At 67.5% G+C, this 24,914-nt stretch carries 26 protein-coding genes and 1 tRNA gene; 19 read left to right on the top strand and 8 right to left on the bottom strand.

What is annotated here, in order from left to right:
- Positions 1–37: 37 nt before the first annotated feature.
- A complete protein-coding gene (locus tag AAFN88_RS20080; protein ID WP_347522461.1) occupies positions 38–1,447 on the bottom strand; it encodes an MATE family efflux transporter in 1,410 nt (469 codons plus the stop codon).
- 246 nt (positions 1,448–1,693) lie between these two features.
- Between AAFN88_RS20080 and dgcN the strand changes: the two genes are divergently transcribed.
- The 6 genes from dgcN (at position 1,694) to AAFN88_RS20050 (ending at position 7,596) form a co-directional block, all read left to right on the top strand.
- Positions 1,694–2,692: an N-acetyltransferase DgcN gene (gene dgcN, locus AAFN88_RS20075; protein WP_347522460.1), complete on the top strand. Its 999-nt coding sequence runs from the start codon at positions 1,694–1,696 to the stop codon at positions 2,690–2,692.
- Between the two features lie 7 nt (positions 2,693–2,699).
- The gene (gene dgcA / locus AAFN88_RS20070; RefSeq protein ID WP_347522459.1) at positions 2,700–3,680 is read left to right on the top strand and encodes an N-acetyl-D-Glu racemase DgcA; all 981 of its coding nucleotides are present in this window, start codon (positions 2,700–2,702) and stop codon (positions 3,678–3,680) included.
- 26 nt (positions 3,681–3,706) lie between these two features.
- The gene (locus tag AAFN88_RS20065; RefSeq protein ID WP_347522458.1) at positions 3,707–4,162 is read left to right on the top strand and encodes a hypothetical protein; all 456 of its coding nucleotides are present in this window, start codon (positions 3,707–3,709) and stop codon (positions 4,160–4,162) included.
- A 53-nt stretch (positions 4,163–4,215) separates the two neighbouring features.
- Positions 4,216–4,860: a ceramidase domain-containing protein gene (locus AAFN88_RS20060; protein ID WP_347522457.1), complete on the top strand. Its 645-nt coding sequence runs from the start codon at positions 4,216–4,218 to the stop codon at positions 4,858–4,860.
- On the top strand, positions 4,857–6,050 hold the full coding sequence (locus AAFN88_RS20055; RefSeq protein ID WP_347522455.1) for a benzoate/H(+) symporter BenE family transporter: 1,194 nt from the start codon (positions 4,857–4,859) through the stop codon (positions 6,048–6,050). Before AAFN88_RS20060 ends, AAFN88_RS20055 begins: the two co-directional genes overlap by 4 nt.
- A 139-nt stretch (positions 6,051–6,189) precedes the next feature.
- Positions 6,190–7,596 (top strand): hypothetical protein, encoded by a 1,407-nt coding sequence (locus tag AAFN88_RS20050; protein WP_347522454.1) that lies wholly within the window; start codon positions 6,190–6,192, stop codon positions 7,594–7,596.
- 6 nt (positions 7,597–7,602) lie between these two features.
- On the opposite strand, the gene AAFN88_RS20045 is transcribed toward AAFN88_RS20050, so the two are convergent.
- The 3 genes from AAFN88_RS20045 to AAFN88_RS20035 are packed head-to-tail and all read right to left on the bottom strand — an operon-like array spanning position 7,603 to position 9,874.
- Positions 7,603–8,832 (bottom strand): crosslink repair DNA glycosylase YcaQ family protein, encoded by a 1,230-nt coding sequence (locus tag AAFN88_RS20045; protein WP_347522452.1) that lies wholly within the window; start codon positions 8,830–8,832, stop codon positions 7,603–7,605.
- On the bottom strand, positions 8,829–9,173 hold the full coding sequence (locus tag AAFN88_RS20040) for a hypothetical protein (RefSeq protein ID WP_347522451.1): 345 nt from the start codon (positions 9,171–9,173) through the stop codon (positions 8,829–8,831). The genes AAFN88_RS20045 and AAFN88_RS20040 overlap by 4 nt, the downstream gene beginning before the upstream one ends.
- 11 nt (positions 9,174–9,184) lie before the next feature.
- Positions 9,185–9,874 (bottom strand): class I SAM-dependent methyltransferase, encoded by a 690-nt coding sequence (locus AAFN88_RS20035; RefSeq protein WP_347522450.1) that lies wholly within the window; start codon positions 9,872–9,874, stop codon positions 9,185–9,187.
- Positions 9,875–10,177: 303 nt separating this feature from the next.
- On the opposite strand from AAFN88_RS20035, the gene AAFN88_RS20030 reads away from it, so the two are divergent.
- The 6 genes from AAFN88_RS20030 to AAFN88_RS20005 are packed head-to-tail and all read left to right on the top strand — an operon-like array spanning position 10,178 to position 14,688.
- Positions 10,178–10,780: an HIT family protein gene (locus AAFN88_RS20030; RefSeq protein WP_347522449.1), complete on the top strand. Its 603-nt coding sequence runs from the start codon at positions 10,178–10,180 to the stop codon at positions 10,778–10,780.
- A gap of 44 nt (positions 10,781–10,824) precedes the next feature.
- On the top strand, positions 10,825–11,988 hold the full coding sequence (locus AAFN88_RS20025) for an acyl-CoA dehydrogenase family protein (protein WP_347522448.1): 1,164 nt from the start codon (positions 10,825–10,827) through the stop codon (positions 11,986–11,988).
- 6 nt (positions 11,989–11,994) lie between these two features.
- The gene (locus AAFN88_RS20020) at positions 11,995–13,119 is read left to right on the top strand and encodes a CaiB/BaiF CoA-transferase family protein (protein ID WP_347522447.1); all 1,125 of its coding nucleotides are present in this window, start codon (positions 11,995–11,997) and stop codon (positions 13,117–13,119) included.
- Entirely contained in the window at positions 13,116–13,964 is an 849-nt protein-coding gene (locus AAFN88_RS20015; protein WP_347522446.1) for a MaoC family dehydratase N-terminal domain-containing protein, read from the top strand. The genes AAFN88_RS20020 and AAFN88_RS20015 overlap by 4 nt, the downstream gene beginning before the upstream one ends.
- A 5-nt stretch (positions 13,965–13,969) precedes the next feature.
- Positions 13,970–14,329: a hypothetical protein gene (locus tag AAFN88_RS20010; protein WP_347522444.1), complete on the top strand. Its 360-nt coding sequence runs from the start codon at positions 13,970–13,972 to the stop codon at positions 14,327–14,329.
- Between the two features lie 32 nt (positions 14,330–14,361).
- Positions 14,362–14,688, top strand: a complete 327-nt coding sequence (locus AAFN88_RS20005; RefSeq protein WP_347522443.1) for an NIPSNAP family protein — start codon at positions 14,362–14,364, stop codon at positions 14,686–14,688.
- Between the two features lie 100 nt (positions 14,689–14,788).
- Here the strand turns inward: AAFN88_RS20005 and AAFN88_RS20000 are convergent, their stop codons facing one another.
- From AAFN88_RS20000 to AAFN88_RS19985, 4 genes are all read right to left on the bottom strand, one after another.
- Positions 14,789–15,328, bottom strand: coding sequence for a PAS domain-containing protein (locus AAFN88_RS20000; protein WP_347522442.1), 540 nt, complete (start codon positions 15,326–15,328; stop codon positions 14,789–14,791).
- 107 nt (positions 15,329–15,435) lie between these two features.
- Positions 15,436–16,068, bottom strand: a complete 633-nt coding sequence (locus AAFN88_RS19995) for a transglycosylase SLT domain-containing protein (protein ID WP_347522441.1) — start codon at positions 16,066–16,068, stop codon at positions 15,436–15,438.
- A 413-nt stretch (positions 16,069–16,481) separates the two neighbouring features.
- Positions 16,482–17,039 (bottom strand): N-acetyltransferase family protein, encoded by a 558-nt coding sequence (locus tag AAFN88_RS19990; RefSeq protein ID WP_347522439.1) that lies wholly within the window; start codon positions 17,037–17,039, stop codon positions 16,482–16,484.
- Positions 17,036–17,938, bottom strand: a complete 903-nt coding sequence (locus tag AAFN88_RS19985; RefSeq protein ID WP_347522438.1) for an N-formylglutamate amidohydrolase — start codon at positions 17,936–17,938, stop codon at positions 17,036–17,038. Before AAFN88_RS19985 ends, AAFN88_RS19990 begins: the two co-directional genes overlap by 4 nt.
- A gap of 246 nt (positions 17,939–18,184) precedes the next feature.
- Here AAFN88_RS19985 and AAFN88_RS19980 point away from each other — a divergent pair, with 246 nt between their 5' ends.
- The 7 genes from AAFN88_RS19980 to gmd all read left to right on the top strand — a co-directional run bounded on the left by AAFN88_RS19980 (position 18,185) and on the right by gmd (position 24,879).
- The gene (locus AAFN88_RS19980; protein ID WP_347522437.1) at positions 18,185–18,544 is read left to right on the top strand and encodes a response regulator; all 360 of its coding nucleotides are present in this window, start codon (positions 18,185–18,187) and stop codon (positions 18,542–18,544) included.
- Between the two features lie 151 nt (positions 18,545–18,695).
- Positions 18,696–18,770 (top strand) — tRNA-Val (locus AAFN88_RS19975).
- A 670-nt stretch (positions 18,771–19,440) separates the two neighbouring features.
- Positions 19,441–20,394: a glycosyltransferase family 2 protein gene (locus AAFN88_RS19970; RefSeq protein WP_347522435.1), complete on the top strand. Its 954-nt coding sequence runs from the start codon at positions 19,441–19,443 to the stop codon at positions 20,392–20,394.
- A 22-nt stretch (positions 20,395–20,416) separates the two neighbouring features.
- Positions 20,417–21,856, top strand: a complete 1,440-nt coding sequence (locus AAFN88_RS19965) for a mannose-1-phosphate guanylyltransferase/mannose-6-phosphate isomerase (RefSeq protein ID WP_347522783.1) — start codon at positions 20,417–20,419, stop codon at positions 21,854–21,856.
- A gap of 27 nt (positions 21,857–21,883) precedes the next feature.
- Positions 21,884–22,795 (top strand): glycosyltransferase, encoded by a 912-nt coding sequence (locus tag AAFN88_RS19960; protein WP_347522433.1) that lies wholly within the window; start codon positions 21,884–21,886, stop codon positions 22,793–22,795.
- 42 nt (positions 22,796–22,837) lie between these two features.
- Positions 22,838–23,785 (top strand): GDP-L-fucose synthase, encoded by a 948-nt coding sequence (locus tag AAFN88_RS19955; RefSeq protein WP_347522432.1) that lies wholly within the window; start codon positions 22,838–22,840, stop codon positions 23,783–23,785.
- Positions 23,786–23,817: 32 nt separating this feature from the next.
- The gene (gene gmd / locus AAFN88_RS19950; RefSeq protein ID WP_347522431.1) at positions 23,818–24,879 is read left to right on the top strand and encodes a GDP-mannose 4,6-dehydratase; all 1,062 of its coding nucleotides are present in this window, start codon (positions 23,818–23,820) and stop codon (positions 24,877–24,879) included.
- Positions 24,880–24,914 lie beyond the last annotated feature (35 nt).

The raw sequence follows: 24,914 nt of genomic DNA, 5'->3' as shown, positions 1-24,914 counted from the left end.
CGGACCACATTGCGGGTCCGTCTCATCGTGATCCGATCTAGCCCGAACGCCGTCCCCCCGCGCCTGCACCGGCGTCGCCCTGCGGCGCCAGCGTGGCCTCCAGCGCCGGGTAGCAGACGGCCAGCGTGACGGCGCGCGCCGCCATGAAAATCATGAAACTGAGCCACAGGCCGTGATTGCCCAGCGGGCCCAGCAGCAGCCAGTCGGCCAGCAGGAAAACCGCGAGCGAGGCCAGCATGGCATTGCGCATGGCGGCCGTCCGCGTGGCGCCGATGAAGATGCCGTCCAGCAGGAAGCTCCACACCGAGATCAGCGGCGAGGCGATCACCCACCAGAGATAGGTTTCGGCGCTCGCGCGCACCTCGGGCAGGGAGGTGAAGAGGGCAATGAGCAGCGGCCCGACGGCCAGCAGCACCAGGGTGGCGACGAGGGCGCCGGCCAGGCCCCAAAGGGTGCAGACCACCACCGCGCGGCGGAAGGTCGCGCGGTTGCGCGCGCCCAGGGCGCTGCCGGCCAGGATCTCCGCGGCATGGGCGAAACCGTCCAGGCCGTAGGCGACTATCGACTGGAACTGCAGCAGGATGGCGTTGCCGGCCAGGATGACGTCGCCGAAACCGGCGCCGTCCGAGGTGAAGACGGCGAAGGCGAGGACCAGGCAGAGGGTGCGCAGGAAAATGTCGAAGTTGACCCGCAGCAATGCGGCCAGGCGGGCCGGATCGCGCAGCCGTATCCAGTCGGTGCGGACGGGGCGCAGCTTCAGGGCGCCCAGGATGAAGGCGAGCCCGGCCAGCGCCGCTACGGATTCGGCGAGGAAGGTGGCCCAGGCGACACCGGCCACGCCCCAATCGAGGCCGATGACGAAGACCAGGTCGAGCAGGATGTTGGTGCCGTTCAGCAGCAGTTGCAGGACCAGCGCCGCCTGCGCCCGCTGCACGCCCAGCAGCCACCCCAGCACGACGTAGTTCACCAGAGCCGCGGGGGCGCTCCATACCCGGACGTCGAAGTAGACCGCGGTATGGCCTTCGACTTCGGCGCTGGCGTCCATGGCCCAGAGGGCGATGGAGCGCACAGGGCTCTGCAGCAGGATGACCAGCAGGCCGAAGCCCAGCGCCAGGCCGAGGGGGCGCAGCAGGCAGGCGCGCAGTTCGGCGGTGTCGCCGGCGCCGTGGGCCTGGGCGGTGAAGCCGGTGGTCCCCATGCGCAGGAAGCCGAAACCCCAGAAGATGAAGCTGAAGATGACGCTGCCCACGGCGACCCCGCCGATGAAGCTGGGGTCGGGCAGGTGGCCGACCACCGCGGTGTCCACCGCGCCCAGCAGCGGCGTGGTCAGATTTGCCAGAATGATCGGCCCCGCCAGGCGCCAGACGCGGCGGTTCCAGTCCCCGGTTTGGTTGCCGGGGGCTTGGCCGCCGGGGCGGGCCGGTTCTGTCGCCGGGCTGACGGTCATCGCGCGGGAGGTCCTCTTGCGGTAGCGTAGACGGATCGGAGCGGGGGGCGCGATCATAGGTCGCCGCGGCGAAAGGGCAAAGGCTGGGCTGCTTTGCAAGAATCGGGCGGGTCGCGGCTTGGCGCAACCCGCCGGTATCACTAAGATGCCGGCCCTGAAGCGCCCGGAAAGGGGCGCGCAGACAGCTTCAAGAACGACCGCCCCCGGGCTTCCGGCTGGCGCGGCAAACCGACATCCGAGGGGCGTATGGCAATCCAGCATCCTTATCTTCTGTTTCTCGGCGACGCGCCGGACCAGCTTGCGGCCAAGACCGCTCAAGGCGTCGCGCATTGGCGTCCGGACTGGTGCCTGGGCCAGCTTCGCCTGGAGGGTTGCCAGACCGACCTCGGTCTTACCGACATGTCCCTGGAGGAAGGGGCCGCCGCCGGCGCCAAGACCCTGGTGATCGGCGTCGCCAACCGCGGCGGCGTGTTCTCGGAGAAATGGATATCGGTGCTGGAGAAGGCCCTGCTGCTAGGCTACGACCTGGCCGCCGGCCTGCACAACCGCCTGGCCGACGTGGCGGTGCTGAAGGCGGCGGCCGAACAGCACGGCCGCAGGCTTTTCGACGTGCGCCATCCCGACCGCGAGTTCGAGGTTGCCAACGGCCGCAAGCGTTCGGGCAAGCGCCTGCTCGCCGTCGGCACCGACTGCTCCGTCGGCAAGATGTACGCGACGCTGGCCATCGAGAAGGAGATGCGCGCGCGCGGCATGAAGGCCGACTTCCGCGCCACCGGCCAGACCGGTATCCTCATCGCCGGGTCGGGCGTTTCCATCGACGCCGTGGTGGCGGATTTCATCTCCGGCGCCGTCGAGTATCTCTCGCCGGCCAACAGCGCCGACCACTGGGACATCATCGAGGGCCAGGGCTCGCTGTTCCACGCCTCCTACGCCGGTGTCTCCCTGGGGCTGCTGCACGGCGCCCAGGCCGATGCGCTGGTGCTGTGCCACGAGCCGACGCGGCGTCACATGCGCGGCCTGCCGGACTATCGCCTGCCCGATCTGAGGCACTGCATGGAGGCCAACCTGGCTGCCGCGCGCCTGACCAATCCGGAGGCGGAGTTCGTCGGCATCGCCGTCAATACCTCGCAGATGGACAAGGCCGAGGTGGCCGACTACCTGGGCCGCTTGGAAGGCGAGTACGGCCTGCCCACCGTCGACCCCTTCGCCACGGGCGTCGCGCCCATCGTCGACCGCCTGCAGTAGGTCCGGCATGGTCCAACTCACGGTGCGCCACGAAGCCTGGCCGGTACGTGGCAAATTCACGATTTCCCGCGGCAGCCGCACCCAGGCGGACGTGGTGGTGGCGGAGCTGAGCGACGGCACGCACGTCGGGCGCGGCGAGTGTTTGCCCTATCCGCGCTACGGCGAATCGGTGGAGGGCGTCATCGCCGAGATCGAGGCGCTTGGCGGTCCCCTCGCCGAGGGGCTGGACCGCCGGGGCCTGCAGTCGCGCCTGCCCGCCGGTGCGGCGCGCAACGCCGTCGACCTGGCGTTCTGGGACCTGGAGTGCAAGCGCGCCGGCAAGCGCCATTGGGATCTGGCCGGCCTGCCGCAGCCCGGTCCGGTCACCACCGCCTTCACCCTGTCCATCGACACGCCGGAGGAGATGGGCCGCAAGGCGGCCGCGAACGCGGAGCGCCCGATCCTGAAGCTGAAACTGGCCGGGCCGGACGACCTGGACCGGGTCGAGGCGGTGCGCGCCAATGCGCCCAAGGCCCGCATCGTCGTCGACGCCAACGAGGGCTGGACCGCCGCCCAGTACAGCGCCTTGGTGCCCGATCTGCAGCGCCTGGGCGTGGTCATGGTGGAACAGCCCCTGCCGGCCGGCGACGACGCCGCGCTGGCCGGGATCGAGCGGCCGGTTCCGGTCTGCGCCGACGAATCCTGCCACGACACGGCGACCCTGGCGGCCCTCAAGGGGCGTTACGACATGGTCAACATCAAGCTCGACAAGACCGGCGGCCTGACCGAGGCGCTGCGACTGAAGCAGGCGGCCGAGGCCGAAGGCTACGGCATCATGGTCGGCTGTATGCTCACCACCTCGCTGGCCTGCGCGCCGGCGGTGGTGCTGGCCCAGGGTGTCGCGCTGACCGACATCGACGCGCCGCTGCTGCTGGCCGAAGACCGCGATCCGCCGCTGAAGATCGAAGGCAGCCTGGTCTATCCGCCCGCCCCCGCGCTTTGGGGATAGGGCGCCTTTTGGGGATGGGGGAACCGATGAAACGGAAACTGGCCGTCACCTTGGTCCTGCTGTTGCAATTGCTGGCTCTGCCGGCGGAGGCCGCCGCCTTCGACGTCGGCCAGGTGTGGAGCTACCGCACGCGTCCCGGCGAGGAGGCCTCCCGGATCTACATCGCGCGGGTCGACCGGGATTTCGGTGCCAAGCCGATCTTCCACCTCTATATCGACGGCCTGAAGCTGAAGAATCCAATGCTGGAGACCAACGTGCAGGATCATCTCGTCCATGTGCCGGTCAGCCAGGAGGCTCTGGAGGCCAGCGTCATCGCCATGACGCAGGACGGTGTCATTCCGCCGGACATCTCCGAGGGCTACATCGTCTGGCGCGAAGCTTTCGAGCAGGGCCGGGCCGGCGTCTTCACCATGTCGCTGCAGCAGGTCGTCCAGTACATCGAGGACCAGTTCGCCAGGCAGGCCGGCGCGCGGCAGCAGTAGCATCTCCCTTGCCCCTGCCGCGCGGGGGAGGAACCTGATAGGTTGACCGCGCCATGAACCGTGCCATCGATCTCTATTGCGAAAGACTGGGCCCGGGGCTGTGGGGCGAGCCGCTGAACGCGGTCACCAACCTCGCCTTCATCCTGGCCGGCATCCTGCTGGTCGCCGCGCTGCGCCGGGACGCGGCGGCGCGCCGCGACCCGGCGGTCCTGGGCCTGGTGGCGCTGGTCTTCCTGGTCGGCATCGGCAGCGGCCTCTTCCACACCTTGGCCACCGTCTGGGCGGCGCTGGCCGACGTCATCCCCGTCGCGCTCTTTATCCTGCTCTACATGTACCTGGCGCTCACCCGCTTCGCCGCCCTGGCGCGATGGGGCGCGCTGACCGGCGTCGCCGTCGTGCTGGTGCTGGTGACGGCGATGCCGCTGGCCTTCGGCTTCAGCGTCGCCACCTACGGCGTGGCGCTGGCCGCCATGCTGGGCGTCGGCGGCTTCCTGCACTTCGGGCGGCGCCACCCGGCGGGCCGCCGCATCCTGGCGGCGGCGGGCGTCTTCGCCCTCTCACTGGCCTTCCGCACCGCCGACCTGCCGCTCTGCGCGGCGCTGCCGGTCGGCACCCACTTCCTCTGGCACCTGCTGAACGCCGTGGTGCTCTACAGTCTCACCCGCACCATGATGGTTGAGGGGACGAAAAAAGCGTGACCGAGATTTCCATTCGGGCCGGCGGCGGTTTCTCCCTGCAGGCCGCCAGCGCCGGCCTGCTGGCCGCCTTTGTCGGATTCGCGAGTTCCTTCGCCGTGGTCATCCAGGGCCTGCTGGCGATCGGCGCAAGCCAGGGCGAGGCGGCCTCGGGACTCATGGCGCTGGCCATCGCCATGGGCCTCTGCGGCGTCTGGCTCTCCCTGAAGACGCGGTTGCCGGTCTCCATCGCCTGGTCGACACCGGGCGCGGCGCTGCTGGCCACCACCGGCGCGGTGGAGGGCGGTTTCGCCGCCGCCGTCGGCGCTTTTCTCATGTCCGGCGTGCTGATCGTCGCCGCCGGCCTGTGGCGGCCGCTCGGCCGCTGGGTCGCCGCCATCCCGCCGGCACTGGCCAATGCCATGCTGGCCGGCGTGCTCTTCACCTTCTGCCTGGCGCCGGTGCGCGCGGTGGCGGAGGGGCCGGAACTGACGTTGCCGGTCATCCTGGCCTGGGCGCTGGCCTGGCGCTTCAAGCGGCTCTACGCCATCCCCGCGGCCCTGCTCGCCGCCCTGGCGATGATCTTCGCCACCACCGAAGTGCCGAGCTTGGACGCCGCGGCGCTGTGGCCGCAGCCCTTGCCGATCATGCCTCAGTTCACCCTAAGCGCGCTGGTGGGTATCGCCCTGCCGCTCTTCATCGTCACCATGGCCTCGCAGAACATTCCCGGCATGGCGGTGCTGAACGCCAACGGCTACCGCCCGGCGCCGGGGCCGCTCTTCGCCACCAGCGGCGTCTTCACCCTGCTGGCGGCGCCCTTCGGCGGTCACGCGGTGAACCTGGCGGCCATCACCGCGGCGCTCTGCGCGGGCGAGGACGCCCATCCGGATCCGGCCCGGCGCTATTGGGCCGCCGTGGTCTCGGGCGCCTTCTACGTGGTCTTCGGGTTGCTGGCGGGACTCATCACGGCCTTCGTCGCCGCGGTGCCGGCCTACCTGATCCTCACCGTCGCGGGGCTCGCGCTGCTGGGCGCCTTCGGCTCGGCGCTGACCGAGGCCCTGGCCGCCGCCGAGGACCGTCTGGCGGCCATCGTCACCTTCCTGGCCACCGCCTCGGGCCTGTCCTTCTTCGGCATCGGCAGCGCCTTCTGGGGCCTGCTGGCCGGGCTCGCCCTCTACGCGCTGACGCGCTGGCGCCCCGGCCGCCGGCGCTAGGCCCGGGCCCGCCGCCTTCTCGCAGGGGCCGTCGCCAGGCGGCCTACTCCGAATGAACCGCTGCGGGCACAATGGAGATTTTCGGCTTCGCCGGCTTATCGGATAGAATGGCGCGGACCCGCATGCGAAGGGGGATGGCATGTCGGAAAGCGAAGACCCTCACCAGTCCACCCTGATCGACCGCTTGGCGTCGACCACCTTGCGGCTGCGCAACCTCTTCTATGTGAACCTGGTGCTCGCGGTGGCGGTCATGTTCCTGGTGTTCCAGGACCGGACCTTCGTGTCCGAGAAGATCGGGCCTGCCGTCGAGACTTTGCAGCCGGTCCTCGAGGTCGACCGCTACCTCAAGGCCAACCGCGCGCGCTTTACGTCCTATCACGCCGAGCTGCGGCAGGCCGCCGCGCAGATTCGGGACGTTTCGCGCGCGATCGCCCAGGCCGAGGCGATGAGCGCGAAGATGGCGCCGGATCTGCAGCAGCAGATGGAGGATCTCGCCAAGCAGACGCTCAGCGATGACGAGATCGACTTCCTCGACGACTTCGGCTCCCTTCACGAGAATTCCGAAGGAGCGCTCCGCCTGCTGGAAGGCTACTTCGAGCTCGACCTCAAGACCGCGGACTACTACCACCTCACCGGTTTCGCCGTCTATCTGCTCTTCGCCGACGCCTGGACCCAGGCATTGGAGAAAAGCCGCGACATCGTCATCAAGGCCGACAGCATCCATCCCAGCGAGCTGATCACGCCCGAAGCGCGCGGGCGGGATCTGCGCCGTCTCAGCCTGGAACGCTACAACGACAGGGTCCTGGAGGACTCGGTTCTGACCAATCTGTTGGACGACCTGCCCAAGGCCCGCGATTTTCTCCGGGCGGTGATGGTCATCGAAGCCTTCTGCGGAGCCAACAATCTGGGGAACTGCTCGATCGAGGATATCTCCAACTGGCAGGCGGCACGGGCGGCCGAGGCTTCCAGCAAGCTTTCGGCGCCGGGCATCGAGGTGCAGGTTACCCGCGAGCTGCTGGTGCCGGCGTCGCCGCTGATTCTCCTGGTCGCCTTCCACCTCTACATCGTGCAGTTCCGCCGGCGCCAGGAACTCCGCCGCGAGTTGGCGCCGCTGCTCCCTGCCGCCAGGCTCGACTTGCTGGACGAGAGCTGGGTCCTGAACGGCTTGCTGCTGAACCTGACGGGGCTGGCGGGCCTGTGGCGCAGGCTTCAGTCGACGGTGCTGGCTCTCTTCGTCTTTGCCGCCCAGGCCGCGCCGCTCGCCGCGATCCTCGTGGCCGGCTACTATACCTTCAACCAGCTCCTGCTTGGGGCCTTCATCGAAGAAGAGCTGGCCTGGACCCTGTCCGACCTCAAGGAAGCGGCGGCGACGATCGGCGTCGACGCTCTGCCCGAGCCGCCGGTGGCGCAGAGCCTGCTTCTGGAATACCTCTGGATCGCCGTCGCCGCCTTCTGCACCATCGTCGTCATCGGCAGCCTCTACCAGCTTCTGCGCGACCAGGCGTTCGAGATCCTCGCGGCGTGGAAGCGCAGGGCGGAGGGCTGAGTCCGTTCAGTCCGCGGTTTTCAGCCAGCCCTTGCCGAAAACGACGCGCTCCGCGCCGGTGAAGCGGCGCTGGCGCTCCAGCTCCGCCTCCAGGCGGTTTTTGCGCGCGGCGGAGAGCTTCACCTTGGGCTCCAGCCATAGGCCCTTCACGCGCAGTTCGCCGCGCCCGCGCTCGTGCTTCATGTCGATGCGGCCGATCAGGCGTTCGCCCTCCAGCAGCGGGAAGACGTAGTAGCCGTACTTGCGCTTGGCCGCGGGCACGAAGACCTCGATGCGGTAGTGGAAGCCGAAGAGGCGTTCGGTGCGCTTGCGGTCGCGGATCAGCGGGTCGAAGGGACTGAGGACGCGCAGCCGCTTGGGCGGCTCCGGCAGCCCGGCCCAGGAGTCATAGCCTTGATCTTCATCGGCGAAGCAAAAGGCGGCGCGCGGCTTGCCCCCTCCGGCATTCTCGATCAGCACTTCCTCCAACTCGTTTCCCTTGCGCGCCTGACACCAGGCCTTGGCCTCGGCGGGCGTGACCAGGTCCCAGAAGGCGGCGATTTCGCCGGAGGTGGCGACGCCCAGGCGCTCCAGCGCCGCGCGGCAGGCCCAGTCCACCGTCTCGGCCTCGGAGAACTCCGCCTCCAACTGCGCGTGCGGCAGGGTGCGTTCGGTCAGGTCGTAGACCTTCTGGAAACCGTCGCGCGCGGCCACGGCCAGGTGGCCGCAGCGCCAGAGGTATTCCAGCGCCGTCTTGGAGGGGTGCCAGTCCCACCAGCCGCCGTTGGTCTTGGGGGTGGCCTCGTCGTCGTTGCCCAGTTCGCGGGCCAGCACGCGGCCGTTGTCGGCGACGTGCCGCAGCACGCTCGCCAGTTCGCTCTCGAAGTCGCCGTCGCGCCACTTGCGCCAACGCTCGCGCAGGCGCGCCTCCTCGCGCGCGAAGCGCAGTTTCCAGTGCGGGAAGAAGCGGCTGGGGATGACGGCGGCGTCGTGGGTCCAGTTCTCGAACAAGGCCGCCTCGCGCTCGTGCAGGCGGGCGAGTTGCTTGTGGCGGTAGGTCTGGTTGCGCGCGAAGAGGATCATGTGGTGGGCGCGCTCCACCGTCTGGATGGAATCGAGCTGCACGAATCCCAGGCGCTCGATGAGCTCCAGCAGGCCCGCATCGGTGAGCTTCAGATGCGGCGGCAGGGTGAGGCCCTGGCGCGCCAGGAAGAGACGCCGCGCCGTGCGATTGTCGATGATCCTCGGCTGCGTCACGGCTGCTTGTCGCCGGTCCGGTTGCGCCGCCAGCCGCCGCGCCGGCGCGGCTTGCACATGTGGCGGGTCATGCGCTGGGCCGGGAACTCGGCGGTCTCCTTCAGCATCTCGATGACGCGCCCGCAGGCGCCGCCGGGCTGCGGCTGCTCCTCCAGGCGGTAGTCGGCGATCAGCCGCTGGGCCGCCTGGCCCGGGTCGCGGTCCTGGCCGAGGCGCAGGATCCAGGCCAGCACCACGTCTTCGGCCGGGCCGGGGAAGTCCTCGCCCAGGTTCAGCACTTCGCGGATCAGGCCGCCGGGATCGTCGGGGGAGTCGTGCTCGGAGAGATAGCGGATGGCCACGGTCTGTATCCTCAGTGCCGGCGCAGCAGGTTGAGCCGTGACGGGATCTCAAACCAGAAGGCCCCGTCGCGCTGTTCGGCCGCCGCCAGAAAACCCTGCCGCAACGACGTTTCGGCGGCTTCCACCGCCGGGCGGCGCGCCGGGTCGACGGCGACGAGGCCGGAGAGGAAGGCCTCGACGCTCTTCACCCGCAAGGGCGCGCGGTAGTGGAACTCCTCGGTCTCGCGCAGTCGGCCGCCGGCGGCGGTCTTCAGGGCGTCGTAGGCCCGGGCGCGCACCTCTGTCTCGTCCTCGATGGGCCGCACCAGCTCGAAGTAATCGCCCTCGGCCAGGGGTTCCTGGACGTAGACCAGGCCGCCGGGCCGCACCACGCGGGCGGCCTCCTCCAGGGCCGCGTCCTGGACCTCGACCGGTACGTGGTGCAGGGCGTTGAAGTAGATCAGAGCGTCCAGGCAGGCCGCGGGCAGGGGCAGGGCCTCGCCCAGGGCGCAGAGGTAGACCTCGTCCGCTGCGCGCTCGGCGGCCCGGGCGCGGGCGAGCTGCTGCGGGCCGGGATCGATGCCGATGGCCCAGGCGCCGCCGCGCGCCAGGACGCGCACCAGCCCGCCGTCGCCGCAGCCGACGTCGGCAACGGCCGCCCCCGCCAGCACCAGGCGCTGGCGCAGGACTTCCGTGTGTTTGAGCAGGGGGGTCTCGGTCATGGCGGGCGCATTCTAGGCCCTGGCGGCGGGGCCTCGCCAGACCTCAGGGGGCTTTGCGGCGCCCTTTGCTGCCAGCCTCCTGACGGGCTTTTCAGCGCCCGCAAAGGCGGCTATGCTCCTTTCATGGACAAGCGCTTCGAGACCGCTGCACGAATGCCACGCCCCGGCCGTCGCCACTGACGCGGGGTTCGGCGCGCTGCTGCGCACTTGTTCGGAAATGCGGACGCCCCGCCGGTAACGGCCGGGGTGTTTTTTGTTCCCCAACGAAGTTTGGGCCCCCAACCGCATTCCGGAGCCAGTTCCATGACCGCACTTCATCCGCGGGCCGCCCAAGGCGGCTGTCCCTTCTGCGCCATCGCCGCGGGCCGCGTCCGCGCCCCCATCGTCCACCAGAGCGACCGTCTGGTCGCCTTCCTCGACAGGGCCCCGATCCGTCCCGGGCACCTGCGGATCATCCCGCGCGAGCACTTTCCCCACTTCAACGCCTTGCCGTCCGATCTGGCGCGCGAACTGCTCGACCTGGGCCAGTGTCTGGCCGCGGCCCAGCGCGCCGTTTTCAAGGTCGACCGGGTGGGCTTCCTCTTCCCGGCGGCAGCCGAACCCCACGCGCCGTTGCAGCCCCACGCGCCGTTGCAGTCCCGCGCCCCGTTGCAGCCCCATGCCCAGTTACAGCCCCATGCCCAGTTGCAGGCGGTGCCCCTGCTCTCCGCCGGCGATGTCGCCGCCCGCCGCCCTGCCGCGGCCGGGCAGGAAGCGCCTGACGCTCCCTGCGAAGCGGAGCTGGCGGTGGCGGCCTTCCGGATCAGCCGCAGCCTGGCGACCGCCGGTTGCGGCCGGCCGGGCGCTGAGGACATGGGTGCCATGTTCCCTCGGCCTTTGCCGGGCCGCGGTGTTCTAGTAGGCTGACTTCCCCCCAAGACCTCCGCCGCAGGGCCTGTGACCCCGAGCTTATGACTGTCGAGACGAACGAGAGCTTCCCCGAAATCCGCGAGGGGGTGCGCGCCCTCTGCGCCAACTATCCCGGCGCCTACTGGCGCGCGCTGGACGCCGAGCGGGCCTATCCCGAGGCCTTCGTGAAGGAGTTGACCGAGGCCGGCTATCTGGCCGCCCTGATTCCGGAAGACTACGGCGGCAGCGGCCTGCCGCTGGCCGCCGGCTGCGCCATCCTGGAGGAGATCCAGAAGTCCGGCTGCAACGGCGCCGCCTGCCACGCCCAGATGTACACCATGGGCACGGTCCTGCGGCACGGCAGCGAGGCGCAGAAACAGCGCTACCTGCCCGGCATCGCCGAGGGCAGTTTGCGCCTCCAGGCCTTCGGCGTCACCGAGCCGACCAGCGGCACCGACACCTTGAGCCTCTCCACCTTCGCCAAGCGCGACGGCGAGCGCTACGTCGTCAACGGCCAGAAGGTCTGGACCAGCCGCGCCGAGCACAGCGATCTCATGCTGCTCTTGGCGCGCACCACGCCAAAGGAGCAGGTGGTGAAGAAGGGCGAGGGGCTCTCGGTCTTCATCGTCGACCTGCGCGAGGCGGTGGGCAAGGGCATCACCATCAAGCCGATCCGCGCGATGATGAACCACGCCGCCACCGAGGTCTTCTTCGACAACCTGGAGGTCCCGGCGGAGAACCTGATCGGCGAGGAGGGCAAGGGCTTCCGCTACATCCTGGACGGCATGAACGCGGAGCGCATCCTCATCGCCTCCGAATGCATCGGCGACGCGCGCTGGTTCATCGACAAGGCGAGCAGCTACGCCAGCGAGCGCAAGGTCTTCGGCCGGCCGATCGGGCAGAACCAGGGCATCCAGTTCCCCATCGCCAGAGCCTACGCCCAGAGCGAGGCGGCGGCGCTGATGGTGGAGCGGGCGGCGGCCCTCTTCGACGCCGGCCAACGCTGCGGCCGGGAGGCCAACATGGCCAAGATGCTGGCCTCGGAAGCTTCCTGGGCGGCGGCGGAGGCCTGCCTGCAGACCCACGGCGGCTTCGGCTTCGCCGAGGAATACGACGTCGAGCGCAAGTACCGCGAGGCGCGGCTCTATCAGGTAGCGCCGATCTCCACCAACCTGATCCTCGCCTTCCTGGCCGAGCACGTGCTCGGCATGCCGCGCAGCTATTAGGGCATCATGAGCAAACCCTTGGAAGGCCTTCTGGTCGTCAGCCTGGAGCAGGCGGTGGCCGCGCCCTATTGCTCCTGCAAGCTGGCCGACGCCGGAGCACGGGTGATCAAGCTGGAACGCCCGGAAGGCGACTTCGCGCGCGGCTACGACCGCGTGGTGCACGGCGAGAGCGCCTACTTCGTGTGGCTGAACCGCGGCAAGGAATCCCTCGCCGTCGACCTGAAGCAGCCGGACGACCTGGCGCTGGTGCGGCGCATCCTCGCCAAGGCCGATGTTTTCATCCAGAACCTCGCGCCGGGCGCGGCGGGGCGTCTCGGCCTCGGCCATGAGGTCTTGCGCAAGGCGCATCCGCGGCTCATCACCTGCGATATCTCCGGTTACGGCGAGAGCGGCCCCTACGCCAAGATGAAGGCCTACGACCTGCTGGTGCAGGCCGAAAGCGGCCTGGCCGCCATCACCGGCCGTCCGGAGGGGCCGGGCCGCGTCGGCGTCTCGGTCTGCGATATCGCCTGCGGCATGTACGCCTACCAGGCGGTGCTGGAGGCGTTGCTGCGGCGCGGGCGCACGGGCGAGGGCTCGGCGCTGGCGACCTCCTTGTTCAGCGGCATGGCCGATTGGATGACCGTGCCGCTGCTGCACCAAGACTACGGCCCCGGCGCGCCGGGGCGCGTCGGCCTCAACCATCCCTCCATCGCGCCCTACGGCGTTTACGCCTGCCGGGGCGGCGAGGAGCTGGTTTTCTCGATCCAGAACGAGCGCGAATGGAAGCGCCTGGTGGAAGAGGTGCTGCAACGGCCGGAGATGCTGGGCGACCCGCGCTTTCAGGACAACACGGCACGGGTCGCCAACCGGCCGGTTCTCGACGGCATTATCGACGAAGTCTTCAGCGGGTTGAGCCGCGAGGAGTTGGCCGAACGCCTCTTCGCCGCCGCCATAGCCTACGGAGCGGTGAACACGCCGGCGGACTTGAGCGCCCACCCGCAGCTCCGCCGCGTCACCGTCGGCACGCCGACGGGGCCGGTCGAGCTGGTGGCGCCGCCGGTGGAGATCCGCGGCAGCGATGTCGATCTCGGCGCCGTCCCGTCGGTGGATCAGCAGGGGGCGGCCTTGCGCGAGGAGTTCGCCGGATGAGCGATGGGGACTGGAGCAAGTGGGTCGGGCGCAGCGAGACGCTGCGCGACAGCATCGCCGCCGGTCGTGCCCAGGCCCTGCAGGCGACGCTGGACGATGCCGCGCCGCTGCTGCACCCGGGCGACGCCCTGCCGCCCCTGTGGCACTGGGCCTACTTCTGGTCGCTGGCGCCGACGGCGGCGCTGGGGCCGGACGGCCATGCCGCGCGCGGCGGCTTCCTGCCGCCCATCGAGCTGCCGCGGCGCATGTGGGCCGGCAGCCGGCTCGAATTTCCCAGGCCCCTGGAAGTCGGCGCCGAGGTGACGCGCTGCTCCACCATCAAGTCGGTGGCGGAAAAGAGCGGACGCAGCGGGCGCCTCGCCTTCGTCACCGTCGAGCACGTGGTTTCGGACGAGGCCGGTCCCTGCATCGTCGAGGAGCACGACATCGTCTACCGCGAGGCAGGCGAGAAGGGGGCCCCCCTGCCGGAAGGCGAGGCGCCGCCGGCCGCGGGCGCGTGGAGCGAAAGGGTGACGCCTTCGCCGGTGCTGCTGTTCCGCTACTCGGCGCTGACCTTCAACGGTCACCGCATCCACTACGATCATCCCTACACGACGCAGGAAGAAGGCTATCCCGGCCTCATCGTGCACGGACCGCTGCTGGCCACCATGATGATCGGCCAACTGCGCCGGGAAGCGCCGGCGGCGCGGGCCACGCGCTTTGCCTTCCGCGCCCGGCGGCCGATCTTCGACAACCGGTCCTTCACGGTCTGCGGCGCGCCGGACGGGCCGTCCAGGCGCGCCGATCTCTGGGTCGTCGATCCCGACGGCTTCCTCGCCATGCAGGGCGAGGTGGAATGGGAGTAGCCGCCATGCCGAGGACAATGCTTCCACATTACATCGAAAAATATCGGGACCAGAGCCGTACCTATGAAATGTTCAATCCCGAGGGCCGCCTGCACGTGGTCTGTCCGCAGTGCCGCGCCCTGGTGCTGCTCTGCGATTCCCTGCCGCGCAGCGACCGGCAGAAGATCGCCGCGACGCGGATGGAACAACCGGCGGCTGCCATGGAAACATTGAAGACCATGCTGCCCTGCGGCGACCGCGAGGCCAAGGCGATCGTCGCGCACCTGCGCAAGCCGCACGGAGGCTGCAGCCACTGCGGGACGGAGATGCCGCGCGGCGCGCTGCTCTGCCCGAACTGCTGGTCGGTGAACCTGGATTGGGCGTAAGCCCCCCATCAACGAAGACGACGAGGACGGAAATGCTATTGGACGTGCGTACCTATCGTGTGAAACCCGGTCAGTTGAAGGCCCAGTTCGAGGTCTATGAGAAATACGGCAAGCCGGCGCAGACCCGGCACCTGGGTCAGCCGCTGGCCTTCTTGCGGACCGAGACCGGAAATCCCAACGAGTACGTCCACATCTGGGTCTACGAGAATGCCGCCGACCGCGAGCGCAAGCGTGCCGCCATGCAGGCCGACCCCGGCTGGCAGGACTACCTCAGGCGCTCTGCCGAACTGGGGGCGCTGGTCTCCCAGACCAACAAGCTCATGACGCCGGTCGACTTCTACGACCCGCCGAAGACCTGAGCGGAGAGTCGGGGCCGGTCGCTCGGGGCCGGTCATTCGGGGCCGGTCATTCGGGGCCGGTCATTCGGGGCCGGTCGCTCAGGACTGAAGCGGAGGGGCCTCAATCGCGCCGGCCGATGGCCTGGATGGTTTCGAGGAACTCCTGCAGCAGGTTCTGGGTTTCGCTGTCCACGGTCATCAGCATGTTGATCGTCTCGCCGTCGTCGGACAGCGGCAGGATGATGCGCGCATAGGAGCGGTGCTTCTTGTCGGTGACCAGGACGATGACATGGGCCAGGGGGGCGCGGTCCCCGGCGGCGGCGCGGTAGTGGGCATCGATGAGCTTGCCGTAGGTTGTCGGCTTCAGATCGAGGGGCCGCAGGCCGGTCGCGTCGTAGCCGTGAACGTTGCTTATGCCGGTGCCGCTCAGGCGGTAGCGGAAATCCAGCTCGCCGGCAGGACCGCTCTCGACATCGACCAGCATGACACGCGGCAGCAGGCGTGGAATTTCGACCGGATCGATGTCCGCGCGAGCGGGCATGGTGCGGCCGGCCTTCTTGCTCTTCCAATAGTCCAGGACCCGGCAAAGATCCGGATAACGGGGCAGGTCCCTTGCCAGGTCCAGCTTCGCAGCCTGGATCTGCTCAAGCAGTTCTTCCATTACGACAGACGCGGCCTTTCGTTCGTCTGCCTATAATGCCACGCGGCCGGCGTGCTAGAAAGACGCGGCGTCGGTCGCCGCCGCGGCGAAGCTGCGTCCTGCCCGCCTCAGGACTCGCCGTCCCGGCGGTCCGCCTCGCGGGCGGCCTGCAGGCGGGCGCGGCGTTCCCGGTTGGCGCGGTGACGCTCGGCGCGCCAGGCCTTGAAGACTTTCGCCCGATAGTGGTTGCCGCGGATCGCCTGGCGGGAATGGTATTGCCCCACCGCGCGGGTCCAGGAACGGGCCTCCCGGCGCAGCTCCACCAGGAACTCGGCGGCATAGGCGACGTTGACCGCCGGGTCGAAGGCGGCGTCCAGGTCCTCGAAGGCCTCGGGGTGGTAATGGAGGTTCACCTGCATGCAGCCGACGTCGATGTTGCGCACCCCGCGGGCCTGGAGGCGGCGCACTTCCTCGATGGCGGCGGCCTTGCTGGGCAGGAATCGCCCCTTGCCCTCGGCCATCACGGTCCAGGGCCAGGCAAGGTTTTCCGAGCGTCCGGCATGCCAGCGGCCCGACTCGGTGCGGGCGATGGCGGTCAGGAGGTGCGGCGGCAGGTCGCGGGCGGTCTCCGCCCGGGCCGTCTCCTGACGGCAGAGCTCCCAGAAACGATCCGCGTTTTCAAGAGGTTCAGCAGCCTGCCCGGCCAGCGGGACGGCGCACCCCCAGACCAGAAGGGCGAATTTCAGAAGCTTTCGGGCCACCGGGGCGTCTCCATCGTCGGCGAAGTTGCCCGATTCAAAAAGCAATCACCGTGCCAGCCGGCGGCGGTGGACTCCGAAAGGTGCTCACTGCCGGTTGCGGAACCTAGAAGGTCTCTATTGCAACGCAATAATCCAGTCAGCTCTACGACAGCTTCGTTAAGGCCGCTCGTCTGATTTCATCGGTAAATCAATGAATTGAGGAAATAGCCATTGAATTAACGGCTTGGCGGATGCATATTGTGCACTGCGGTACGGACACGGCTTTGGCCGGGGCCTGCCGCAGTTCCATAGGGCATTTCCTCCCTAAACTTGGGCCGCGCTTGTCGCGGCCCTTTTTTTTCGGCCGCAGCACGGCTTCGGTGCCCGGGAGACCTTTGCCTCGGCGAACGGCGAGCGGGTGGACTTGGCTGTGGTCAGTCCGGCGGAGTCTCGTCGCCCGGGCCGAGGGCGAGCTGCATGAAGACGGAATCGAGCCAACGGCCGTGCTTGAAGCCAACCGCCTTCAGGACGCCGGCGTCGCTGAAGCCGTGGCGGGCATGCAGGCGGATCGAACTCTCGTTGGCGCTGTCGCCGATCACCGCCACCATCTGGCGGTAGCCAAGCCCGGCGCAGAGGGTGATCAGTTCGCTCAGCAGCGCCGAGCCGATGCCCTTGCCGCCCGCGCCGGGCAGCACGTAGACCGAATCTTCCAGCGTCCATCGATAGGCCGGACGGGCCCGGTAGGAGGCAGCGTAGGCGAAGCCCAGAATGGCGCCGCTGCCAGGCCGGTCCTCGGCCACCAGGAAGGGCAGGCCGCTGGCCAGGGTGCCGGCGTGGCGGCGCTGCATCTCCGCCTGGTCGGGCGGCTCCAGCTCGAAGGAGGCGACGCCGTGCAGCACGTGGTGTGCGTAGATCGCCTGGATCGCGGGGATGTCATCGTCTTCGGCCTGGCGGACGGTCAGGTCCAGACTTGCGGCGGCGGAGTCGCTCATTGTTTGCGGATTCCCAGGTCGGTCTCAGTAAGGGCGCCCAGCGCCGTCACCACGTCGCGCATGTCGCCGGCCAGGGTCTTGAGCGCCGGTCGGCGCTCGATGCGCGACTCGTCCATATAGATGTGGCGGTTGATCTCGATCTGCAGGCAGTGCACGCGGGCCTGCGGCTTTCCATAGTGGCGCGTCACGAAGCCGCCGGCGTAGGGCGTGTTGCGCACCACCAGATAGTCTTTACCGGTCAGCACCCGCTCCACGGTCCGGGTGATGGCGGGCGCGCAGGTGGTGCCGTGGCAATCGCCCAGGACGAAGGCCGTGCGTTTGGCGCTGCGCCCGCGGCCCGCGAGGCCGCCCGGCCGGCTGTTGGAGGGCATGGAGTGGCAGTCCACCAGAATGCAGTAGCCGAAACGCTCCTTGGTGGTTTCCACCAGGCTGCGCAAGGCTTCGTGATAAGGCCAGTAGTAGGCGCGGATCCGCTCCAGACCTTCTTCCAGACTCAGTTTCCTGCGGTAGATGTTGGCGCCGCTGGCGACCACCCGGGCAATGGTGCCCAACCCCGCGGCGACCCGCGGCGAGGAGGTGTTGGCGTAGGGCGGCAGGCGGTCCTTGAAAACCGCCGGGTCCAGCTCGTAGGGCTCGCGGTTCGGATCGACGAAGGCGCGCGGGAACAGAGCGTGCAGCAGTGGGGCGCCCAGTTCGGGGGCGCAGCCGAAGATCTCGTGGACGAAGCAGTCTTCGGAGCGCCTGAGGCTCACCGGATCCAGGCGGGACGAAGCGAGGAACTCCCGCGGGTAGTCGCTGCCGCTGTGGGGCGAGGCGAAGACCAGCGGCAGGGTCTGCCGCTCCGGCTGGAGGATTTCGTGAGGCTTCGGGGCCTGGGCGCTCGGCGCGATCGCGTCCATGTCTCTTCGGGCTGGTTTCTTGCCCAGTTTAGGGACAAAGGGGCGCGGCTGTCATGCGTGATTCGCCGCCGCTTTTCGGCGCCCGGCGTCTTTGGCCGGGGCCGTCCGGCCGCTCATTAAGGTCTACTTGGGGCTTTGCCGCTAGTCTATACTGGAAGCACGCGCGGGACGAATCGCGCCGGGCCAACGGCAACCTCCCTCGCGCAGGGGTGCGGGAGGCTAAAAAATTGAGTGAACACAGGGGTTATGGCGCAAATCCTCCTTGCTGAAGACGACGCCTCGATGCGGGAGTTCCTGGGAAAGGCGCTGCGCAACGCCGGCCATCATGTGGTGGCGGTGGGCGACGGGCTGGACGCGATGGAGGCCTTGGACGGCTTCCGGGCCGACCTGCTGCTGGCCGACGTGGTCATGCCGGGCCTGGATGGGATCGAACTGGCCCGGCGCGCGGCCAAGCTGCAGCCCGGCCTGAAGGTCATGTTCATCACCGGTTTCGCCGCCGTGGCCCTGAAAAATCGCGACCAGACGCCCCAGGGCGCGCGGATTCTCTCCAAGCCGTTCCATCTGCGGCACCTGGTGGAAGAAGTCGATTCCATGCTCTCGGCCTGAGGCGGGCCGGCCGCGCCGCGGCGGGCGAAATTTCCGGCTGCGCAAGGTCTTGAAAAAGCCGGGGGATAGTGGTACTTCGCCTGCCTCCGGCGGTTCCGCCGGCAGGCCCCGGCCCGGGGCACCCTGTTCCGGGCCCGGTTTCTAGGCTTTCGGGCGTATAGCTCAGCGGGAGAGCGCCTCGTTGACATCGAGGAGGTCCCTGGTTCAATCCCAGGTACGCCCACCATTCTTTTCAAAGACTTAGCGGAAATATTGGTTCCCGCCGCCGTGCCGCGGGAGGTTTGCTCGCGCAGGCCTCTGACCTCGGCATGGCCGTGACCGTCCGATCGGCGCGGCCACACTGCGCGGCGCCTCGTGCGGGGGCTGCTCGCGGCCGCGCCGCGTCGGGTGGAAGTGCTTGCGACCGGGGGCAGGGGCTTGCGACCGGGAGCAGGGGAGGGTAGAAGGCGTGATTGTCGCATCCAGGCCCGGTATGGGTGGCGTCGAGCGGCGGGGGCCACTGCCTCCGTCTTGTCGTGCCGCACAGGGTGCCGATGCGGCGCGAGGAGCGCCAGCTCCCACTGCGTGAAACGGCGCGATGGCAGGAAAGATCGCCTGATTCGACGCTATGGCGGGTGAAGCCGGCTTCACCCGAACGGCGGTAGCGTGCCCGAAAGGCGCGCTTGCCCACGAGCGGCGCAGCGGAGCCGCGCAATTCCAATCAAGGACGTTCCGCCCTGGTTTTTGATTTTGCCGGAATCGCGTTGCGCTTGCCGGCCGAGACAACACCGGCCGCGCGGCGGGGCAGGAGTGGCTCCCCATGGTGGAGGCTTGCCGGGCGTGAACGCATCTGAGCCGCGGAGCGGGGTATCCGCAGCGAGGCAAGCCGCCGCGGAGCCAAAGGAAGGGCCGCAGGATTGGTAACCTTCTCCATCGTTACGCCTGTATTGAACATGGCCGATACGATGCGTGATTGCATCGAGAGTGTCCTGCGGCAGGCCGGTGACGCGGAGGCCGTCCAGCACGTCATCGTGGATGGCGGCTCCACCGATGGTACGTTGAACATCGTCGCGGAGTATCCGCATATCGAGCTGATACATGAGCCTCGTCCCGGTATCTACGTGGCGATGAACCGGGGAATCGCCGCCGCGCGGCATGAGGTCATCGGCATAGTGAACGCTGACGACCTCTTGGAGGCCGGCGCCCTGAGGGCCGTATCGGAAGCCCTGGAGGCCGGTCCGCAAGTGGAGATCGTCGCGGGCCTGGCGGTGGTGGAAAGCGGTCGTGCGGGGGACCGCAAGGTCGTTCGAACCGCGCCGAGCCGCGGGCACGGAACTCAGAGCTGGGATATGCTGTTTCACGGCTCCATGCCCACCAACGCCTACTTCTTCAGGCGTCGCGTTTTCGACGAGAGGGGCTCCTTCAACACCGCCTTCGATATCTGCGCCGATCGGGAGTTGTTAATCAGGTTCAAGTTGGCCGGTGTTCCGGTCCTGCCGCTGAAGCGGGTGCTATACCGCTACCTCGCGCACGAGGGCTCGACGACGCTCAATGCCGAGCGCCGCCACGAGGTCCAGATGTGCGGGGAACGGATCGCCATCGCGCAGAGTTTCCTTTCGACCGGCGCTTTGTCGCCCTCGCTGACCGGCCGGTTCCGCGGCTGGATCGCGGCCGAACGGGCGCGGACGATGATGGCTATGTTGAAGGCCGGCGATAGGCGAGGGGCATGGGAGGAAGCGCTGGCGGGGGTGAAGGTTTCCTTTTGGGGTTTCCTGGTGTTCCTTCTGAGAAGAGCCGTCGCGATCCCCACGGCGGGGGTGAGAGCGTGGCCTGCCGTGCTGTCCCGTGCGTTTCGCAAGTCCCTCGCCTGACGATCAAATCCGTAATCTGAGAATGTCGATGGCAGATCAGTTGGTACATCCGGTCCTCCTCTGCGGTGGAAGCGGGACGCGTCTATGGCCGCTGTCCCGTGCACTCTACCCCAAGCAGCTCCTGCAGTTCGAAGCGGAGGAGCCGTTGCTGCTCCAGACGGCCCGGCGAACTTTGGGCGACGGCTTCGCCGCGCCCGTAGTGATCTGCAACGAAGAGCATCGGTTCCTGATCGCGTCACTCCTGCAGCGCGCCGGCATCGCTCCCTCCGGCCTGATCCTCGAGGCCGAGGGACGCAACACGGCGCCCGCCGCCGCCGTTGCCGCCCTCCACACTCTGCGGCAGGACGACGGCCAAGGCGATCCGCTGCTGCTCCTGCTGCCGGCCGACCATGTCATTCCCGATGCGGCGGCCTTTAGAGAGGCCGTGTCCAGAAGCGCCACCGCCGCCAGAGATGGAAAGATCGTGACTTTCGGGATCAAGCCGACGCGCGCGGAGACCGGATACGGATATATCGAGCTCGAAGATGGTGGGGCGGCCGGCCCAGATCCTGTCGAGGTCGTCCGCTTTGTCGAGAAACCGGACCGGGAGACCGCGGAGCGCTACTTGCGCGATCGGCGGCACTGTTGGAACGCCGGCATCTTCCTATGTTCGGCAAGGACTCTGCTTGGCGAGTTGGAGCGGTTTGCGCCGGATGTCCTGAAGGCCGCCCGCGCCGCGACGGAACATGCCGTGGCGGATAGGGATTTCCTGCGTCTGGACGCCGAAGCTTATGGCGAGTCTCCGGCCATCTCGATCGACTATGCGGTCATGGAGCGCACCGACCGCGCGATGGTGTTGCCGGTCGATTTCGAATGGAGCGACATAGGGTCGTGGCGGGAGATCTGGGCGCGATCGCCGAAAGACGGGGCCAACAACGCCGCCGTAGGCGATGTCATCCTGGAAGAAACGTCCGGCAGCCTCGTCTACGGCGCGGGCGAGGGGTTGACCGTGGTCGCCGGCCTCGAGGATGTCGTCGTCATCAATACCGACGACGTGGTCATGGTCACGAAGCGCGAGGGCACAACCGCGATCAAGGGGGTGCTGGACCACCTGGCGGCACAGGGGCGCCGCGAACACCTGTCCCATGCGACGGATTACCGGCCTTGGGGGTCCTTCAAGGGCCTGGGCCGCGGAGTGAGTTTCCAGGTGAAGGAGCTCAATATCGAGGCCGGCGCCTCGATTTCCCTGCAGTTCCACAATCATCGCTCGGAACATTGGGTCGTCGTCAAGGGTGTCGCCGAAGTGACACGGGGCGACGAGGTGTTCGAGTTGAAAGAGAACGAGTCCACCTTCATCGCGCCGAAACAGATCCACCGCCTCGCCAACCGCGGGCCAGGTCCGCTGAAAGTCATCGAGGTTCAGTGTGGCGACTACCTGAGCGAGGATGACATTGTACGGCTTGAGGATAGCTATGGCCGCTAGCAGCCGAAGCGACATTCCGAGGCGGCCTTGAAAGTCTCGGTACAGATTGCGACCCGCGACCGCTTGGAGCCTCTCTGCAAGGCGATTTCCAGCGTGCTGAGTCAGGACTACGGCGATTTCGAGGTCGTCGTGCTCGACGATGCCAGTCAGTCTCTCGATGTCTGCGAGGCTTTGAAGGAACGCTTCGACGATCCGCGTGTCCGCTGTTTCCGAAATGGCAGGTGGTCGGGAGTCTCGGCGGTCCGCTCAAGAATGATGGAACTGGGCGAGGGGGACATCTACTGCTCGATCGACGACGACGGTGCTTTCGCCCACAGCTCCTGCCTGTCGATGATCGTCGAGGCATTTCGCGCGGATCCCAAACTGGGTCTGCTCGCCGGGAAGATCAAGGATTACCGTGGCGGGAAGGAGCGCCTTCTCCTGCCTTTCGGCAAGAAGGCCCTGAAGAAGGATCCGGCTTTGCCGGAGGGACGCCACAAGGTTTCCTATTTTCTCGCCGGGTGCTACGCGGTCCGGCGCGAGGTGGTCGAACGGTGCGGGGCTTACCGTCCTGAGATGATGTATGGCGAGGAAGAGCTGGACCTTTCCTATCGGGTCATCGCTGCAGGCTATGACATCGTCTATGAGCCGGGCATCGTGGCCTATCACTGGCCCGAGCCCTCGGCATTCGGGGCCAATCAGCCTCGCAGCGAGGTTTACTACCAGATACGGAACAGGTTTCATCTGGCTCACGCCTATCTTCCGGTGCTCTATATACCGAGCTACATTGCGATCTGGCTGGGCCGCTATCTCTTTACTTGCCTGCAGCGCGGCCGGATTGCCGATTATCTCTCCGGCATAAGGGATGGGATCCGCAACATGCGCGCGGCGCCCCGGGAGCAGCTCGGCCGCGAGGCCTTAGCTTATCTGCGAAACAACTATGGACGGCTGTGGTACTGATGGCTTCGTGGCCTATTGTGATGAACGCTGGGTGTCATCTCGATGTATAGCCTGAAAGGGAAGCGGGTTTGGGTGGCCGGTCACCGCGGCATGGTGGGGCAGGCCATCGCGCGGCGGCTGGAGCGTGAGGAATGCACCGTCTTGACGGTCGCGCGTTCGGAGCTGGACTTGACCCGCCAGGCGGAGGTCGAGGATTGGATGGCCCAGCAGCGCCCTCAAGCTGTCTTCGTCGCCGCCGCCAAGGTTGGTGGGATCTACGCCAACGACAGCCTTCCGGCGACGTTCCTCTACGACAACCTCGCAATCGAGCAAAACATCATCGAGGGCGCACGGCGTGCGGAGGTCGAAAAACTGCTCCTGCTCGGGTCTTCCTGCATCTATCCGCGCGATGCGAGCCAGCCGATGGTCGAAGAGGCCTTGCTTACGGGGCCCCTTGAATCGACAAATCAATGGTACGCGATCGCCAAGATCAGCGGCATCATGCTGTGCCGCGCCTACCGCCGGCAGTATGGCAGCGATTTTATTTCCGCCATGCCGACCAACGTCTACGGTCCCGGAGACAACTTTCACCCGGAATACAGCCACGTTCCGGCGGCGCTGCTTCGCCGTTTCCATGAGGCGAAGAATGCCGGCGCCGAGTCGGTGACCGTCTGGGGAACGGGCCGTCCGATGCGCGAGTTCCTCTATGTCGACGACCTGGCCGACGCCTGTGTGTTCCTCATGGAGAACTATTCCGAAGAACATCACATCAACGTCGGCACCGGCCGCGACATATCGATCGGCGAATTCGCGGCCACGATCCGTGAGATTGTCGGCTTTCCCGGCGAGATCGTCTTCGATACGTCGCGCCCCGACGGGACGCCGCGAAAGCTGTTGGACGTCAGCGCTCTGTGCTCCCTGGGCTGGTCGGCGCAGACTTCCCTGCGAAGCGGCCTCGAGGCCTACTATGAGTGGTTCCTGAAGAACCACGGCCAGCTCCGCGGAAATTAGAACACGATATTGGATGAAGGGTAGATTGGTAGATGGAGAAGCGTGCGCTCATAACCGGTGTTACCGGGCAGGACGGGGCTTATCTCGCGGAGCTCCTCTTGGCGAAGGGTTATCGCGTCTGGGGCGTAAAGCGCCGTGCTTCGTCATTCAATTCGGCCCGGGTCGATCATCTCTACGTCGACCCGCATGTGAACGATCCGAAGTTTCGCCTGGTCTACGGGGATATGACCGATGCGACGAACCTGATTCGTCTTGTCCAGGAGACGCAGCCGGACGAAATCTACAATCTCGCGGCGCAGAGCCATGTGCAGGTAAGCTTCGAAACGCCGGAATACACCGCGAATGCCGACGCCTTGGGAACCCTGCGTATTCTGGAGGCCATCCGCATCCTGAAGCTGGAGGATAAGACTCGCTTCTACCAGGCTTCGACTTCGGAGCTCTTTGGCAAGGTGCAGGAAACCCCGCAGCGCGAGACGACGCCCTTTTATCCCCGGTCGCCTTACGCCGCGGCGAAGCTCTATGCCTACTGGATCACGGTGAACTACCGGGAAGCCTATGGCATGCACGCGTCCAACGGCATCCTCTTCAATCACGAGAGCCCGATCCGTGGAGAAACCTTCGTGACCCGCAAGATCACCCGGGCGGTTGCCGCGATCAAGCTGGGATTGCAGGACAAGATCTACCTGGGCAACCTGGACGCCAAGCGGGACTGGGGTCATGCGCGCGACTACGTCGAGGGCATGTGGCGCATCGTGCAGCAGGAGCAGCCCGACGATTTCGTGCTGGCCACGGGCGAGACCCACAGCGTGCGGGAGTTCGTCGAACTGGCCTTTGCCGAAACGGGCAGGACGATCCGCTGGGAAGGATCGGGTGTCGAGGAAAAAGGCCTCGATGCGCAAAGCGGCGATCTCCTGGTGGAGATCGATCCACGCTATTTCCGTCCCACTGAAGTGGAGCTGCTGCTGGGCGACCCAGCAAAGGCGCGGGACGTCCTTGGATGGCAGGCGACGACGAGCTTCCGGCAACTGGTGACCGAAATGGTTCAGGCCGATCTCGACGTCGTCGCGGGCGAGCACAATCGGCGCGATCGCTGATATCGCGGGGGATGACCGGCAGCATGCGATCGGGA

Origin of the sequence: Pelagibius sp. CAU 1746 (genome assembly GCF_039839785.1) — a bacterium.
In the GTDB taxonomy this organism is placed as follows: Bacteria; Pseudomonadota; Alphaproteobacteria; order Kiloniellales; family Kiloniellaceae; genus Pelagibius.
This window is presented reverse-complemented; position numbering and strand designations above follow the sequence as displayed.

Excerpts from the sequence above, each read along its gene's own strand:
- AAFN88_RS20080 (WP_347522461.1), bottom strand. The coding sequence starts at position 1,447 with ATGACCGTCAGCCCGGCGACAGAACCGGCCCGCCCCGGCGGCCAAGCC.
- AAFN88_RS19980 (WP_347522437.1), top strand. The coding sequence starts at position 18,185 with ATGGCGCAAATCCTCCTTGCTGAAGACGACGCCTCGATGCGGGAGTTC.
- AAFN88_RS19955 (WP_347522432.1), top strand. The coding sequence starts at position 22,838 with ATGTATAGCCTGAAAGGGAAGCGGGTTTGGGTGGCCGGTCACCGCGGC.
- AAFN88_RS19990 (WP_347522439.1), bottom strand. The coding sequence starts at position 17,039 with ATGAGCGACTCCGCCGCCGCAAGTCTGGACCTGACCGTCCGCCAGGCC.
- gmd (WP_347522431.1), top strand. The coding sequence starts at position 23,818 with ATGGAGAAGCGTGCGCTCATAACCGGTGTTACCGGGCAGGACGGGGCT.
- dgcN (WP_347522460.1), top strand. The coding sequence starts at position 1,694 with ATGGCAATCCAGCATCCTTATCTTCTGTTTCTCGGCGACGCGCCGGAC.
- AAFN88_RS20060 (WP_347522457.1), top strand. The coding sequence starts at position 4,216 with ATGAACCGTGCCATCGATCTCTATTGCGAAAGACTGGGCCCGGGGCTG.
- AAFN88_RS20020 (WP_347522447.1), top strand. The coding sequence starts at position 11,995 with ATGAGCAAACCCTTGGAAGGCCTTCTGGTCGTCAGCCTGGAGCAGGCG.
- AAFN88_RS19965 (WP_347522783.1), top strand. The coding sequence starts at position 20,417 with ATGTCGATGGCAGATCAGTTGGTACATCCGGTCCTCCTCTGCGGTGGA.
- AAFN88_RS20035 (WP_347522450.1), bottom strand. The coding sequence starts at position 9,874 with ATGACCGAGACCCCCCTGCTCAAACACACGGAAGTCCTGCGCCAGCGC.
- AAFN88_RS19985 (WP_347522438.1), bottom strand. The coding sequence starts at position 17,938 with ATGGACGCGATCGCGCCGAGCGCCCAGGCCCCGAAGCCTCACGAAATC.
- AAFN88_RS20025 (WP_347522448.1), top strand. The coding sequence starts at position 10,825 with ATGACTGTCGAGACGAACGAGAGCTTCCCCGAAATCCGCGAGGGGGTG.
- AAFN88_RS20065 (WP_347522458.1), top strand. The coding sequence starts at position 3,707 with ATGAAACGGAAACTGGCCGTCACCTTGGTCCTGCTGTTGCAATTGCTG.
- AAFN88_RS20030 (WP_347522449.1), top strand. The coding sequence starts at position 10,178 with ATGACCGCACTTCATCCGCGGGCCGCCCAAGGCGGCTGTCCCTTCTGC.
- AAFN88_RS20010 (WP_347522444.1), top strand. The coding sequence starts at position 13,970 with ATGCCGAGGACAATGCTTCCACATTACATCGAAAAATATCGGGACCAG.
- AAFN88_RS20000 (WP_347522442.1), bottom strand. The coding sequence starts at position 15,328 with ATGGAAGAACTGCTTGAGCAGATCCAGGCTGCGAAGCTGGACCTGGCA.
- AAFN88_RS20005 (WP_347522443.1), top strand. The coding sequence starts at position 14,362 with ATGCTATTGGACGTGCGTACCTATCGTGTGAAACCCGGTCAGTTGAAG.
- AAFN88_RS20050 (WP_347522454.1), top strand. The coding sequence starts at position 6,190 with ATGTCGGAAAGCGAAGACCCTCACCAGTCCACCCTGATCGACCGCTTG.
- dgcA (WP_347522459.1), top strand. The coding sequence starts at position 2,700 with ATGGTCCAACTCACGGTGCGCCACGAAGCCTGGCCGGTACGTGGCAAA.
- AAFN88_RS20015 (WP_347522446.1), top strand. The coding sequence starts at position 13,116 with ATGAGCGATGGGGACTGGAGCAAGTGGGTCGGGCGCAGCGAGACGCTG.